Genomic DNA, 15,591 nt, shown 5'->3' on the forward strand with positions numbered 1-15,591 from the left:
CTTGTTTGCAGGTAGGAATAATCGCTGAGGCGTATGCTGCTATTCATCACCATACAAACTACAAACCTTATCAATAACAACACTATCACTTCATTTCACCCTAACATCAAATCAAGCCCGTTTTCCCTTTATACATAGCAGGGGAAACGGGCTTGATTTGTTATGGTTTCATCTTGTTTTCGTTATGTGAATTGCACTCACTTCAAATCAATCTACTTTGATATGAATGGATTGACTTTGTGCAGGTGTCTTTTTCGCTTTGACCATATAAATGATACCAATCACAATATACAGTCCAACAAACACAACGGAATACCGATACATCGACGTATAGCTAGTCGCACTCGCAATCGTACCGAGAATCATTGCGCCCAGCGCGACACCGAGGTCAAGCGAGTTGAGGAACATACCATTTGCCATACCACGTTGATGCGGATTGACAACCTGAATCATCCACGTTTGCATCGTTGGCTGCAGGGCACCCCAGCCTAGTCCATAACAGAGTGCTGCACCAAACAGACCAAGTGTAGAGTGGGCGAGAGACAATAGCAACAATCCGGCGATCAGTAACACAGCACCCGGAACCAACAACGATTTTGGACCAAATCGATCATACAGCTTACCAGAAAACGGGCGAATCAGAATAACCGCCAACGCATTAAACAGGAAAAAGTAACCCGGATTGGCGATATGCGCTTCACTACCAAACAGCGCGATAAAGCTGACCAAACCACCATACGTGATCGACATTAGAAAGTTAAGCAAACTTGGCAGCAGCAGTTTTTTCTCAAATTTGGATGGCTTGCGCGCTGCATCGGATGCAGCAGTTGTTGCAACATCATTTTGCGCCGAGTTCGTGCCTTGTGGAGCGGTAGAGGCAGGATTCGATAATTGAGCTTGCTGTGTCATCTGTTTGCGTTTCTTACCGCTAATCAGACGATAGGCAAGGGGGAAGAGGATGAGGATAAATATCGATCCGATCACAACAAGTGGTGTAAATCCGTATTGCTTTTCAACCCACATCCCGATCATAGGACCGATCGACATTGAAATGGTAGTGGAGAGACCGAAGTAACCCATACCCTCACCCATACGGTTACGCGGAATAATATCGGAAGCCATCGTCGGAAAGGTCGTACTGTACATCCCGAAGCCAAAGCCGAAAATAACCCGCATCACTAGCAATGCAACAATCGTAGCACTGAAATAGTATCCAACTGTACCAAACAGCGCAATCGCTAGACCACCGAACAAAATTACATTACGTTTGCCCAGCTCTAGCGCACGAGCTGAGAACAGCCGCGCAATAATCGCCGACAGCGCCATCAAGCTAGTACATAGACTGACATAAAAGTCACCAGCATTAAAATGCGATCGCATATATAGCGGCAGTGAAGATAAAATCATATGCAAATTCAAAAAGACGAGCAAGTTGCACGCCGTCAGCACCAAAAATTCCCCAGTCCATAACTTGGCAGCCGGTTTGTCATCCGACAGTGCAGCGGTTTGGGAAGGAATCATATTATTTTTCATTTGTTCCATAACAAGCATTCTCTCCATTTCTCTATCTGTTTTTCAAGTGGTTTCGGTTGAGGAAAAACAAATGTATTTCTGTATTCGTTGTTTATTCGTCCAGCTTTGAGCGCAATTCGCGTAGCAATCCGCTCAACTGCTCCATTTGCTCCGGCGTCATCAATGTAGCCAATTCCTCATTGTGTTGGGTCTCGATTTGATATGCTTTTTCCATCAATGCACGTCCAGCATCATTGGGATAGACCAGAAAAGCACGCCGATCTTGCGGGTCCATCTCTTTGTAGATTAACTGCTTGCGATGCAGCACATCCAGAATACGCGCCGTCGTAGGCTGATCCTTGAACGCATAGGCAGCCAGCTCTTTTTGATTAATGCCTTCATGCATACACAGATGATACAGAATACTCCATTGCTCTGGTGTAATATCGAATTCCTTTAATCGGGTACCAAATGAATGGCTTACCTTGCGGTACGTGCTGCCTAGCAAAAAGCCGATCGAATTCAATTCGGTATACGTATGATTCATATGCAGTTCTCCTTTATATCGAAGTGAACATGTCCATCTCTGCCGTTCAACAAAAATAGATGTTAATGCAATTATAATTAAAACAACTAAAATTAGCAATAGAAAAACGGGAATCGTACGATTCCCGTTATGTGTGTGGTTTCATAGTTGTTCGCTATAGTGAAAGCAGCTTACTTGGAGCCAGCTTCTTCTTTTACTTGTTCTTTTGCTTGTGGAACAGTTTCCCAGTCTTTCAGGAAGCGCTCGATACCGCTATCTGTCAGTGGGTGTTTCCACAGTGTAGGTACCAGTGTACCAGGGATAGTAGAGATATGAGCACCAGCCAGTGCTGCTTCTCTTACGTGCTCCAGGTTACGGATACTTGCTGCAATGATCTCGGATTTCAGACCGTAAGTGTCCAGAATTTGACGCAGATCGCGGATCAGTTGCATACCGTCGATACCGATGTCATCCAGACGACCAACGAATGGGCTAATGAATGTAGCGCCAGCTTTAGCAGCCATCAGACCTTGTGCAGGTGTGAAGATCAGCGTTACGTTCGTTTTGATGCCTTCTTTGGACAGTTGGTTACAAGCATACAGACCTTCTTCAGTCATAGGCAGCTTGATAACAACGTTTGGTGCCCATTTTGCGATTTCATGCGCTTCTTTCAGCATGCCTTCTGCATCGAGGCTGACAACTTCGGCACTAACCGGACCGTCAATGATCTGGCAGATTTCATCGATTACATCTTTGAAAACACGACCTTCTTTGGCGATCAGGGAAGGGTTGGTTGTTACACCATCCACAATGCCCAGGCGGGCAATACGTTTAATCTCTTCAATGTTACCTGTGTCCAAGAAAAATTTCATCTCTCTGTTCCTCCTCGATAATATATATCATTTGGTATGGCTTTAAACATATGGCAATTTGCCGGCTACATCATTCACTGCACGGTTTGAATATGCCTATGTGTACATTACCCAATTGTGACCACATCTGCACACCAAACCTTGTGTTTATTTGTGCGTACAAATTGCTTTAAAAATAATGCTTATACTTAGTTTTTACCACAATTCAAAGGTACATACAATGGGGGCGCCAAGCTTTAACCTGTACTTTACAATGAACCAGACATAAACCCACATCAATATGTTGATTTTATATCTTATGATAAAACTAGATATGGTATGAAAAACGTATTATGAATGTCAAAATGAGTCTTTCAAAAGACCAAAAAAATATTTTTGCGAATGTTTATTTTTTGAGCCATTTACAATGAATTTATCAAAATCGACACAAGAACATATCGTTTGCATGAAGCAATCTTTATTTTTTGTACACTAAAAAATTGTGAAAAATATAAATTTCCATTATTTAAAGAAGTAAGCTATTCACAAAGCAGTAAATATTGTCGAAATAAGAGATAGGATGATGGAGATATACATGATTTTTGCGTGCAATATAACGAAACGGAAGAGTTCGACATCTATGGGAGTGATAAAACATGACAAAAGGTTATAAGGGTTCGGAAATCAATCCGGCGTTGCAGGATGTAAATGTAGTTGATATGGTGATAGAGTGCATGAAGTATTTTGAGTATGTCGTAGGGGAAGACCTAATGCTGGGTGTAACCGATCTAAAAGAATTCAAATATTACAAACCTGCCAAACAGCTGGATTTGGGACTGCGTCCGGGTACACCGATTTCATCCGATGATCCAAACCTGAACAATGCCCTCAAAAACGGCACTGTCAGCGTTACCCGTGTTCCTGCTTCTGCGTATGGCTTTGAGTTGGATGCCACCTCTGTTCCGCTGAAAGACAAGCATGGCAATATCGTCGGAGCGATTGCTTCCGCATATACATTGCAGCACAATGATTTTATGAGCAATGTCACGATTGATATTGAAAGCATCAGTACGCAGCTTAGCGATATGGTACAGCTACTCGCTGCGCAATCTCAGCAATTGTCCGCGACGACGTCAGAGATTCAGAGCAATACAAGTAAAGCGGTAGAAAACTCCAAAGAGGTCAATCAAGTTACCGGCTTTATCCGTGAAATCTCGGAGCAAACCAATTTGCTCGGTCTGAACGCTGCCATTGAAGCCGCGCGTGTCGGCGAAGCAGGTGCAGGCTTTGGTGTGGTTGCTTCTGAAGTACGTAAACTGTCGGTCGATACCAAAAATGCAACGCAAAATATCGAAAGCTCGCTTGGCAGTGTGCAGCAGTCCATTTTACAAATGGAAAAAGAAATCTCTGCTATCGCGACTTCCTCTAATGAACAGGCACAATTGGTTAACGAATTTAGCACGTTAGTAGAAAAGCTAAATAACGTGAGTCATGATTTCAAAACATTTATGGATAGCTTCCTGAAGTCTCGTCTGTAATCCCTGCTGTTGTAGGGCGGATTGCAAGGAGTTTGAATCAGTAACAGTATAGATGAATGATAAAAGAGCCAGTCCTTCGTATAATGAGGGATTGGCTCTTTTTCATGCAGGGATGTATATATAATGGGGATCTGAATCTCCACTTACCGAGAGTAGGTTTCTACAATTTTGCATGGAATGGTGGGAAATGCAGTGGGTAGGCACCGTTTTTTGACAGAAGGGATGTTCTTTTTCATAATAAACAGGAGGGAGAAGGATAGGGAAAGGAGTGTACAGGATGAGCAAGATTTTTCGCAATGATTGGGCTGATGTATTGGAACCAGAGTTGGAGAAGCCGTATTATCAGGAGTTGCGCCGCTTTCTGGCTGAGGAGTACCGTTCCACTACGATCTACCCCGATATGTTCGACATTTATAATGCGCTGCACTATACGCCGTTAGAAGGGACGCGTGTCGTCATTCTTGGACAGGACCCATACCACGGACCGGGACAAGCGCATGGACTTAGCTTCTCAGTCAAGCCGGGTGTGGAGATCCCGCCATCGTTACATAATATTTATCAGGAGCTGCGCGACGATATCGGTTGCCCCGGGCCGTCGCACGGATCGCTAACCCACTGGGCAGAGCAGGGAGTACTCCTTCTTAATGCGGTATTGACGGTTCGTCGTGCACAAGCTGCCTCGCATCAGAATAAGGGCTGGGAGACGTTTACTGACCGTGTGGTTGAAGCAGTCAATCAGCGCGATACACCTGCGGTATTCATCCTCTGGGGCAGCCATGCGCAGCGCAAAGGGGCGAATATCGATACTCGCAAGCATTTTATTATCAAGTCGCCGCATCCGAGCCCGTTATCGGCACATCGGGGATTTTTCGGTAGCAAGCCATTTTCGCGTGCCAATGAATATTTGCAATCGCAAGGGCTAGAGCCTATCGACTGGTGTGTGCCGGAGTGAAGCTTGTGTTAGAGATTCCTTGCTGGCAGAGCGTTCTGCAAAACGCGAATCAAGATCCACCGATTTTGTATAAAACAGGTGGATTTTGGACAATGTAAGCGTTACAATTATAAAGGTTAAATGGCGATAACGAACAGGGTAAATACAAACGATGATTTCATCCAAAAGGAGGATTTTTCAGTGGAATACCGTGTAGAGAAAGATACGATTGGTGAAATTAATGTTCCAGCCGATAAGCTGTGGGGTGCACAAACTCAGCGCAGCAAAGAAAACTTCAAAATCGGTGGCGAAAAAATGCCGATTGAAGTCATTTATGCGTTTGCTATGTTGAAAAAAAGCGCCGCTCTGGCGAATGAACAACTGGGCAAGCTATCCGCTGACAAAACGCAAGCGATTGTCAAAGCAGCCGACGAGATTCTGAGCGGTCAATGGGATGAACACTTCCCGCTGGTAGTATGGCAAACAGGTAGTGGTACGCAGTCCAATATGAACGTTAATGAAGTGATTGCGCATCGTGGTAACCAACTGCTTGAACAGGATGGCAAAAGCGACCGTTTGCATCCGAATGATGATGTGAACATGTCGCAAAGCTCCAACGATACATTCCCAACTGCGCTGCATGTAGCTGGCGTATTAGCGGTAGAGAACGATCTACTGCCTGCAATCAGCACATTACAGGAAACGCTGATGGCAAAATCCAAAGAATTTATGAATCTGATCAAAATCGGTCGTACGCACTTGCAGGACGCGACGCCACTGACGCTTGGTCAGGAAATTAGCGGCTGGGAAGCGATGCTGCACAAAACAAGCCGTATGATCTTGAACAGTGTAGGTGAGATGAAAGAGCTGGCAATCGGCGGTACAGCTGTTGGTACAGGTATCAATGCGCATCCAGACTTCGGTCGTTTGGTAGCGGAAAATATCGCTGGTCTCACAGGCAAAATGTTCAGCTCTGCACCGAATAAATTTCACGCGCTGACAAGTCATGACGAAGTGGTGTATGCACACGGTGCATTGAAAGCACTGGCAGCCGATCTCATGAAGATCGCTAACGATGTACGCTGGCTCGCTAGTGGTCCGCGCAGTGGTCTAGGTGAATTGACGATTCCAGCCAACGAGCCAGGCAGTTCCATCATGCCGGGTAAAGTAAACCCAACGCAATCTGAGGCGATGACGATGGTTGTCACACAGGTGATGGGGAATGATGCGACAATTGGCTTTGCTGCCAGCCAAGGTAACTTTGAGCTGAATGTATTCAAGCCGGTAATCATCTACAATTTCCTGCAATCGGTTCGTTTGCTGACGGATTCTATTCTGTCGTTCAATGAGCATTGCGCAGTTGGAATCGAAGCCAATGTCGATAAAATCCAGTATAACCTCGACAACTCATTGATGCTGGTTACAGCGCTCAACCCGTACATCGGTTACGAGAATGCCGCCAAAATCGCTAAACATGCGCACAAGGAAGGGTTGTCTCTGCGCGAAGCAGCCCTGCAAAGTGGTCTGCTGACCGAGGAACAATTCGATGAGTACGTTGTGCCATCCAAAATGATCCATCCGAAAGCCTAAATTACAATCGTACGATTGCCATCGTATTGTCCTTATGTCTCTAAAATAGGACTAATCCGGTGGAGAATTGTTTGATTGTTTTACTTGCTACTCCTTTTGTTATCCATTCAACCGTCACTGGAAGCCTTCTATCCAGTGGCGGTTTTTGCTGTGTTTGTTACAAATATAGGACGCGATTCTCACCCATTAGCAAGATCGAAGACACAATCTGCTCACAATCTATTGCCAAAGTCCAAATCCTGCTATACAATGAATACACTAATTGATAATGGTTATCATTATCAATTAAATAATGCTGGTATTGAAGGAGGATTTTGATGAGTATCTTTTCAGAGCAACTGTCGCAGTTGAGCGAGCATTTGCAGCATGATCCTTCCGTATTTGCCCTGCTGCTTACAGGACAGGAAGGGATCGGCGAACCAGCAGCAGAAGCTGAACTGGATGTTATGATTGTCGTTTCGGATGAGGAATTTGAGGAGCGTCTGCAAAGCGGATGCCTGCACTATAGAGCAGTAGATATGACAGAGAAAGGGCAGTATGGTGGAGGCATTAACGGTAAGTATATTTCGCCAAGCTACATGGAGAAGGTCGCACGCTTCGGCAGCGAACCGGCACGGTTTACCTTTATGGGATCGGTGATTGTTTTCTCGCATCTGCCTGAGTTGCGCAGTATGATTAACGAGATTACCGAATTCCCGCTGCATCAGAAGCAGGCGAATATTAATCGATTCTACGCCCAATTCGAGGCATGGTATCAGGAATGTCGTAAAGCGCTGCAAAGCAACGAGCATTATTTGCTGCATCAATCAGTTATGAATATGATTCTGTTTAGTGGTCGCTTGATTCTATCTCATAATGAAATGCTGTATCCGGGGCATAAGTCGCTGATACATATGCTAGAACATGCCCGCAAAAAGCCAGATCAGCTGTTGCCTGTGATGCAAACATTAATGACCTCGCCGTCTGAGCTGAGCTTGGAGCGTCTGTACCGTCAGATTCGTGATTATGACCGCTGGGTGAATGAGGATCTAAACTGGACAGATTATGTGATTATGGATAACGAGCTGCAATGGATGCGCCGCAGCGTATCGGTTAGTGAAATTTAAAGCGTATCTGTAGCAATATGTAAAGTATAGGTGTTATGCTTGAATATAAATACGGATACAGAGCTTTACTGGTTGATCGACAAAAAAGGATGCCTTTCCTGTTCATAGCGAATAGGAAAGGCATCCTTTTGATTGCGTTATAATATAGATGATCGATATTATCCAGTTATACGATAAAGTATGACAATTAAGATGGAATATAAAATGTCTATCGGTGGATCAAGTACATCAAGCGAATTAGCGTGAAGTTGCACCCGGATCGAATACGTGTTGGAAGCTGACCATACCGTAGCCGTACAGATTGTCGCGTCCTGTTGTACCCAGATCGATACTGTTCACTTCGATCAGATGGCGAAGTTGGTCATTTGTTAACTGTGGATACGCTTGTTTCAGTGTAGCTGCCAGACCTGTAACGAATGGTGCAGCTACAGAAGTACCGTCACGCAGCTCGTAACGCCCATTACTGGACGTGCTGACGATATTATCGCCCGGTGCAGCCACATCAGCCTCAGCGCCTGTAGCGGAGAAGCTAGCGCGCTCCAGATTGTCGTCGACAGCAGTGACTGCCATGACGTAGCTGGATTTGGCAGGGTATTCAATCGTATCCTGTGTTGTATCGGTGGTGCCTTTATTACCAGCAGCTGCGATTAGCAGAATCCCTTGGTTATGAGCTGTTTGCAGCATCTGTTCAACGGTTGGAGAGTCCTGTGGGAAAGCGATAGACATGTTGACGATGTCCATTTTGTTCTGAATCGCCCAGTTAATACCGCTAGCGAGATCTTCAGTCGAACCGTTACCTTGTGTATCGAGAATTTTAACAGCATAGATGCTTGCGTCTGGAGCTTCGCCGATCAACCCTTGTCCATTATTCTGTGCGCCGATTACGCCAGCAACGAATGTACCGTGACCGTTATCGTCTGCATAAGAAGAAGTATAATCTACAAGAGATACACCGCCAGCAATTTTCAGATCGGAGTGGGTAGAAATACCTGTATCCAGAACAGCGACTTTTACGCCTTTACCCGTGTAATTTTTGTTCATAGCGAGCTGGGCATCGACTGCACCATATCCCCAAGATGCTTGTTCATTTCCTTTGACCGTAATTGCTTTGACATTGGCTGCAAATGCTTGGGCAGCACCGTGGTAATTTTCATTAGAATCAATGCGAGTGATACCTGCTGTATGGGACAGCTGTTCTTTTTCACTAGCTGTCAGATCAACAGCCGCCATATTGAGATGATCGAAAAAACGAGTCGTTGCTGTACCAGCAGCAGTGGTAAGAGCTTGTTTTGCTTGGCTGGTGGAATATTGAACCAGATAACGCTGGGAAGCTTCGGCAGGGGAAGGGTGGATCGTCGCTGGAATAATAATAGCTGTTAAAAGAGGCAGTGCAAGTACTGCCGACAACGTTGCGGTCTTCCACGATTTTACTGTGTTGCGTATATTCATCAATTGAATTGCTCCTTATGTTTGGGTAATAAGTCTTATAACTAATTAACCATTTTAAATGGGTTAAAACACCTTTTCCTGATAAATTATAACTTTTTTCGACAAATAAATCAATATTTAATATAATATGTAATTTTTTGTCGTATTATGTAGTTTATATCGGTAATTTTGCTTGTTTTGTGTATACCTACTTAGTATATTGTAAATGAGTTTCTTGATAAGTACCATCTTCATTCTAAATGAATATAAACGCCCCTGATTGTATAGATCAGAGGCGTTTTTGTATGAACATCAAACATGCGGAGTACAGTAGTATAAAACGTTATTTACAGATTGGATGACATTTGGTTGATGACAGGCGCTGCATCCTCTTGGTTTTCGATAGGAGTCTCTACCGGAGTAGGAGCAGGGAAATAACCGATACCGACAGCGTACGTAAGCATAGCGCGCATGAATGCGAGATCTGTTGGTGTGCACTGAATGTCTGCTTTTTCCAAAATCGCGTGCGTGCGTGGGTTCGCCAGACGATAAGGTGAATTGCGAGCACCATCGCCTTCCAGTTGAGCCATTGCCAGTTGTAAGGCTTCAGCTGGCTTGTCGATCGACGCATCCAGTAACCAGTTACTATAAGCCTCTGGACGCATCAGCTCTACCGGATAACCAGCAGCATTGATAATCTCAATAAGCTGTGAATATGGAACCTGTTGCGGATTGCAAATATGGAAGATCTGTCCGGCTGTATCCGATTGAAGTGCCAGATGGACAATGGAACGTCCTGCATAATCGATCGGTGTGAAGTCCATCCATTGCTCGACGGAAGGAGCCTTGCCCAGCAGCAGCATTGCTTTGATCATCCGATACATCGCATTGCTGTCGATATTGCGTTGGAAGCTGCCTGTAAACGAATGACTGGACAGATTGCCCGCACGGTAAATGCTGACTGGAATGCCTTGCTCTGCTGCTTGCAGCACGAGTTTTTCTGCTTCCAGTTTACTGTTGGTGTACACATTTTCGGCGTACAGATCATCTGGCAACAGACCGGTTTGTTTCACTTGCTGCCATTTGCCTTCTAGTGACAGGTCTTCTGGAATTCCCATGGTGGAGATATGATGGAAACGAATGCCTTTACGCATACCTGCCAGCTTCAGCAATTCACTGGTGGATTGAATATTGGTTTTGCGGAAATGATCGCTATCACCGAAATGACGAACATCGGCAGCACTGTGCATAATGGAATCGATCCGCGTGCTGACTAGATTGTAATCTTCTTCGCTCAAGCCAAGACGAGGATGATCCAGATTTCCTTCGATTACCGTTACCCGCTCATCAAACCCAGTCAGGATACTGCGTCCAAAATACAGCTCCATCGTTGCTTTGAGGCGATCCGTGCTGCTGGCATTACCAGATTTACGCACTAGGGCATAGATATGTGCCTCACTGCGATGTAACCATTCATACAACAGATACGAACCGAGATAACCAGTTGCCCCAGTCAGGAGTACACCTGTAGCTGGAAGCAGTGTATCAGGTTCAAAGGTTGCCATCTGTTCAGGGTATTCCACCAGATCAATCAATTCACCGGATGGAGTGAATGGCAGCAATTCTGCTTGTCCGCCGCCTGGCAATGCTGCTTTGGTTGCCAATGCAGCAATCGTTTTGCAATCAAAGAAGTCTGCGATTTTCAAAGACGGATAGTGTGGCTTGAGCAGAGTCAATACGTGAATCACATGGAGTGAGTCGCCACCGATCGCAAAGAAATCATCCTGAATACCGATATGTTCACGATTTAGCACCTCTGACCACGCATCAGCAATGCGCTGTTCGGTCTCGGTTTGCGGCGCTACATAACCTGCTGGTTGTTCAGCCAGCTCTGTATTCGGATAGCCGATTAGCCGTTTACGTTCCGCTTTGCCGGTTGGCGAGATAGGAATCGCATCCAGCTGGCATACAAATTTCGGTACAAAATAAGATGGCAAACGGTCTGCCAGAAATTGCTTGATCGCTGCTGGAGATAGCTTACTACCGTCTTGGGTTGTAAAGTAGGCAACCAGCATATTTTGATTCGAAGCATCCTTTTTCGCCACAACAACAGCGTCTTGAATATCTTCGTATTTGTTCAGATTATCTTCGATCTCACCAATTTCAATCCGATGACCTCTGATTTTGATCTGGGAATCACGACGTCCGACATATTCAATCGTACCGTCGGACAGCAATTTTGCCAGATCGCCAGAGCGATACAATTTAGCACCTTGCACATACGGATGTGGAATAAAGGCAGCATCTGTTTTATCCTGTTGATTTAAATAGCCTTTGGCAATACCTACCGTAGAAATGTACATTTCGCCGGGTACGCCAACAGGGCATAACATCAGTTGATCATTCAGAATAAAGATTTCGTAGTTGTGGATCGGACGACCGATTGGAACGTTAACGACGTGCTCAGCCAGCGGTTCTGTAATTTTGTGCATAGTCGCGCATACGGTGCATTCCGTTGGACCATACGCATTCACAACGTGAACTGGCTTGCCTACATTTTGCTGGAAGGCACGTACACGTTCGCCGTACAGTGCTTCACCAGCTACAGCCAGTAAGCGCAGGCTGGACAGACGTGCATATCCTTCTGGCGATAGATAAGCGGATAGTTGATTGAAGAAGACAGTTGGCAATGCAGTAATGATTGTTGTCTGTGTACGTTCAATCGCTACGGCAAATTCTTCAATCGATACACGCTCATCTGCATCAAGCATATACATATGAGCACCGTGGAACAGGGGAGCAATCGTATCCCAAACCGAGCCATCAAAGCTGTAGCTAGCGAATTGCGCCATAATATCCTGTGGCACAATCTCAAATTGTTCTTTCAAAATTTGTCCAAGGTTCACCACACCGCCATGTGCGATCAATGTACCTTTCGGCTTGCCAGTAGAGCCTGAGGTGTAAATGACATATGCCAGATCATCAGGACCTGCACCAGCTTGCGGATTGATCAGCATATTCGCTGGAGCATCCGAACGAATCGATTCAATTGAGATGACGCCGCGCAGTGTGGAGATACCGGCTGTCAGCTCATGTACTTTGTGATAATGCTCGGATTGCGTAATGACAAAGGCAGAACGCGTATCTTGAACGATATAGTGATTCCGATCGTCTGGATGTGCAGGATCAACGGGTACGTATACACCGCCAGCTTTCATAATACCTAGCAACGTAATGACACTGTGCAAGCTACGATCCAAGAACATCGTTACAAATTCACCGCGCTGCAAACCTTTATTCAACAGCAAGTGAGCGATCTGATTGGCTTGTTCATTCAGTTGACGGTAGGTAAGGGTGGTATTGCGGTAGCTAATAGCATGGCGATCAGAGTATTGATCTGCTGCCTGCTCAAACGCGCCATGGAAAGTCAATTCGGTATTGTAGGGTGCAGCTGTATGGTTAAGTGCATTGTATAACACTTCATCTTCGGCATTGAGAATATCAATTCCGCCTGCCGGTAATTCAGGATGAGTAAGCAATCCTTCCAGCAAACGAATGTAGTAAGCGGAGAAACGTGCAATCGTTAAAGGTTTAAAAAGAGAATCATTGTATTCCACAACCATCGTCAGAGAAGACTGATGAGGCTCAATTGCCCAGTTAATAATCTGTCCAGGTTGTGCGGGAATCGTTTGTCCAAAGCTGAATATAGTCTCACTCTGTACACGCTGACCGGCTTGAGCCTGAGACAGCTGTGCATATACATGCTGAACCGTACTTTCAAACGAAGATTCTTCTTCAAACGAAGCATAGACCGGAATCATACCTTTTGTTGAAGCGAACAGGGCGGCAGTTTCATATTCACCGGATAAACGATACATCCAGCCAAGATAGGCAGCAAGCAAAATACTTTGCTGCTGTAAACCGGGTTCTAATTTGTTTACATACCCGGCAATTACAGGACCTAGATCAAAGCGGTGAATAGCAAATGTACCCTTCTGATGCTGGCGGGCATGATCAAGCGGAATCTGCAAGGCAGGCAGCTGTAGAGGAACATGGGACGAACGGCTATTTTCAGATGGGGACATAATGATCTCTCCTTAAAATTGAAGTTGTAAAACTGTAGGTTGTCTGAGCACAGTTGAAAAGAGAGTTGCGTTGTTTACAAGGTTTTTCAGTATAATTTACAAAAGTACCGCATTTTCCCGGAAACCGGAGGAGAGTCAATGAGACTGCATGACGCAGTTCATTGTCTCTCCCGATGACCAGAAAATATCAGATGAATTTGAATATTGGATGAACTCGAAATTAATCGATTTTACGTACGTGGAAATGGGAAATCAGTTCTTGCAACTGTTCAGCCATAGTGGAAAGTTGGTTGGCAGCATCGGAGGTAGAAAGAACCGTTGCTTTTTGACCTTCCAAGTTTTCGGATACTTTGGCACTGTTGGCTGCTGCAGTAGCTGCTGTCGTTTTTAGGCTGTCGGCAGTAGCTGTCATCTCTTCTGTACCAGCAGAGATTTGTTGCGTTGCACTGGAGATATCTTGAATCTGCTCGGTTACTTTTTTGGTTGCATCATGAATATCTGCAAACAGTAAGCCGGTTTGATTGGCGATGGACATTCCGTGCTCCACTTCCAAGGTTCCTTTTTTCATCGATGTTACGGCATTTTGAATCTCGGACTGAATTTCGGCGATCAATGTGCTGATTTGATTAGCCGAATCGGCGGATTGTTCCGCTAGCTTGCGTACTTCACCTGCTACAACTGCAAAACCTTTACCATGCTCACCAACACGTGCTGCTTCAATCGAAGCATTCAATGCTAGCAGATTGGTTTGACCGGAGATGCCTGTAATGATGCCCAGAATGTTGCCGATTTCTTGGGAACGGCTTTCCAGCAGATCGACTGCTTTGGCAGTTTCGTGCACGGAATCGGAGATCAGGGTCATCTGGTCGGTTACTTTTGATACGATTTGATTCCCTTGCGCGGATTTTTGTTCCATCGCATAGGCTTCATCGGAAACGGTAGAGGAGTTCTTGGCAATCGTGTTGATTACTGTCGATACTTCGCTCATGGATTTGGCTGTTTCTTCGGTAGCTGCTTCCTGATATTTCATGCCATCCGCGATGTCTTGTACATTGTTTGCCAGTGTCAAGGAGCGGCTGCTGTGGTCAGAAGCGCTATCCATCAGCATTTTGGCGGATTCGGTAACTTGTTTGGAAGCGGATTGAACATTCACGATAACGCTGTTCATTTTCGCAACCATATCGTTGAATTTCTGGTTGATGATACCGAGATCGTCTTTACCGGTTTTGATATGAGTATCCAGATTTCCTTTGCTCACCTCTTCAATCCCGCGAATCAGTTCGCGAATCGGGGAGAGTGTACGGCGAACGATGAAGAACTGAACGATAAAGATCAGAATAAGGAAGATCACCATAATGGTAATTCCGCGAACAAGCAGCTCGTGCAAACCGTCTGGAACTGCACTTGCATCGGCATCTACACCGAAGTAAGCAAAGATTTTACCATTGGAATCTTTGATCGGATAAAGGATTGTGGTCCACAGTCCAAAATCGTCACTGTAAAAACTCGTAAAGGTAGTCTGTCCGGTTTTCAGCATTTCCTGAACACCTTCAACGATCGTTTGCGGCTGTTCGTACATGTCGCCGATATTGACCTTACCTTCTTTGAGGGCTTCCATCAGTTTGGTTGGAACTGCAACCAGCTGTGTGCCGTTACCATTCTGAAGTTCCGTACCGAATACATAAGCTTGTGCGATATTCGGATTGTATTTGTTTACATTGTCGAGATATGCGCGCAATTCACTTTGTACTGGACCTTCATAGCTTTTTTCAGCCATTGCTTGTTCAACCTGTTGAGTGGTAATGCCCTGAGCAAAAGTATCCGTAACCGCTTGGATCTGCCCATGAAGCTGATCAATCAAAATCGTTTTCTGGGTAAAGTAGCTGCTGACAAGCAAAATAACGCCAATCAAAATAATACTCATTGCCGAGATGATCAGATTTTTTGCAAAGAAGGACAGTTTGCCTAGTTTTTTCAATGAACTTCACTCCTGTAATCTAATTGATAAATACGTTTCGTTCGGC

At 45.1% G+C, this 15,591-nt stretch carries 10 protein-coding genes; 4 read left to right on the forward strand and 6 right to left on the reverse strand.

Going from position 1 to position 15,591, the window contains the following annotated elements; translation table 11 throughout:
- Window positions 1-207 precede the first annotated feature (207 nt).
- The 3 genes from ABXR35_RS04665 to fsa all read right to left on the reverse strand — a co-directional run bounded on the left by ABXR35_RS04665 (window position 208) and on the right by fsa (window position 2,910).
- The gene (locus ABXR35_RS04665; RefSeq protein WP_367061178.1) at window positions 208-1,521 is read right to left on the reverse strand and encodes an MFS transporter; all 1,314 of its coding nucleotides are present in this window, start codon (window positions 1,519-1,521) and stop codon (window positions 208-210) included.
- A gap of 103 nt (window positions 1,522-1,624) precedes the next feature.
- Complete coding sequence (locus tag ABXR35_RS04670) at window positions 1,625-2,059, reverse strand: MarR family winged helix-turn-helix transcriptional regulator (RefSeq protein ID WP_367056112.1); 435 nt, start codon at window positions 2,057-2,059, stop codon at window positions 1,625-1,627.
- 170 nt (window positions 2,060-2,229) lie between these two features.
- A complete protein-coding gene (gene fsa / locus ABXR35_RS04675) occupies window positions 2,230-2,910 on the reverse strand; it encodes a fructose-6-phosphate aldolase (protein ID WP_367056115.1) in 681 nt (226 codons plus the stop codon).
- 635 nt (window positions 2,911-3,545) lie between these two features.
- Here fsa and ABXR35_RS04680 point away from each other — a divergent pair.
- The 4 genes from ABXR35_RS04680 (at window position 3,546) to ABXR35_RS04695 (ending at window position 8,054) form a co-directional block, all read left to right on the forward strand.
- Window positions 3,546-4,427 carry a methyl-accepting chemotaxis protein gene (locus ABXR35_RS04680; RefSeq protein ID WP_367056118.1) on the forward strand — a complete coding sequence of 294 codons (882 nt, stop codon included), beginning with the start codon at window positions 3,546-3,548 and terminating at the stop codon, window positions 4,425-4,427.
- A gap of 277 nt (window positions 4,428-4,704) precedes the next feature.
- Window positions 4,705-5,379, forward strand: a complete 675-nt coding sequence (locus ABXR35_RS04685; protein ID WP_367056121.1) for a uracil-DNA glycosylase — start codon at window positions 4,705-4,707, stop codon at window positions 5,377-5,379.
- 180 nt (window positions 5,380-5,559) lie between these two features.
- On the forward strand, window positions 5,560-6,948 hold the full coding sequence (gene fumC / locus ABXR35_RS04690) for a class II fumarate hydratase (RefSeq protein ID WP_367056124.1): 1,389 nt from the start codon (window positions 5,560-5,562) through the stop codon (window positions 6,946-6,948).
- A 317-nt stretch (window positions 6,949-7,265) separates the two neighbouring features.
- Complete coding sequence (locus ABXR35_RS04695) at window positions 7,266-8,054, forward strand: hypothetical protein (protein WP_367056126.1); 789 nt, start codon at window positions 7,266-7,268, stop codon at window positions 8,052-8,054.
- 237 nt (window positions 8,055-8,291) lie between these two features.
- On the opposite strand, the gene ABXR35_RS04700 is transcribed toward ABXR35_RS04695, so the two are convergent.
- From ABXR35_RS04700 to ABXR35_RS04710, 3 genes are all read right to left on the reverse strand, one after another.
- Window positions 8,292-9,503: a S8 family peptidase gene (locus ABXR35_RS04700; RefSeq protein WP_367056128.1), complete on the reverse strand. Its 1,212-nt coding sequence runs from the start codon at window positions 9,501-9,503 to the stop codon at window positions 8,292-8,294.
- 326 nt (window positions 9,504-9,829) lie between these two features.
- Complete coding sequence (locus tag ABXR35_RS04705) at window positions 9,830-13,567, reverse strand: non-ribosomal peptide synthetase family protein (RefSeq protein ID WP_367056131.1); 3,738 nt, start codon at window positions 13,565-13,567, stop codon at window positions 9,830-9,832.
- A 220-nt stretch (window positions 13,568-13,787) separates the two neighbouring features.
- On the reverse strand, window positions 13,788-15,545 hold the full coding sequence (locus ABXR35_RS04710) for a methyl-accepting chemotaxis protein (protein WP_367056134.1): 1,758 nt from the start codon (window positions 15,543-15,545) through the stop codon (window positions 13,788-13,790).
- Window positions 15,546-15,591 lie beyond the last annotated feature (46 nt).

It is taken from the genome of Paenibacillus sp. JQZ6Y-1 (genome assembly GCF_040719145.1).
Lineage (GTDB): Bacteria > Bacillota > Bacilli > Paenibacillales > Paenibacillaceae > Saccharibacillus > Saccharibacillus kandeliae.

Bases quoted from the DNA above. Each gene is read 5' to 3' on its own strand.
- ABXR35_RS04695 (WP_367056126.1), top strand. From the start codon at position 7,266: ATGAGTATCTTTTCAGAGCAACTGTCGCAGTTGAGCGAGCATTTGCAG.
- ABXR35_RS04700 (WP_367056128.1), bottom strand. From the start codon at position 9,503: ATGAATATACGCAACACAGTAAAATCGTGGAAGACCGCAACGTTGTCG.
- ABXR35_RS04665 (WP_367061178.1), bottom strand. From the start codon at position 1,521: ATGATTCCTTCCCAAACCGCTGCACTGTCGGATGACAAACCGGCTGCC.
- ABXR35_RS04680 (WP_367056118.1), top strand. From the start codon at position 3,546: ATGACAAAAGGTTATAAGGGTTCGGAAATCAATCCGGCGTTGCAGGAT.
- ABXR35_RS04670 (WP_367056112.1), bottom strand. From the start codon at position 2,059: ATGAATCATACGTATACCGAATTGAATTCGATCGGCTTTTTGCTAGGC.
- fsa (WP_367056115.1), bottom strand. From the start codon at position 2,910: ATGAAATTTTTCTTGGACACAGGTAACATTGAAGAGATTAAACGTATT.
- ABXR35_RS04685 (WP_367056121.1), top strand. From the start codon at position 4,705: ATGAGCAAGATTTTTCGCAATGATTGGGCTGATGTATTGGAACCAGAG.
- ABXR35_RS04705 (WP_367056131.1), bottom strand. From the start codon at position 13,567: ATGTCCCCATCTGAAAATAGCCGTTCGTCCCATGTTCCTCTACAGCTG.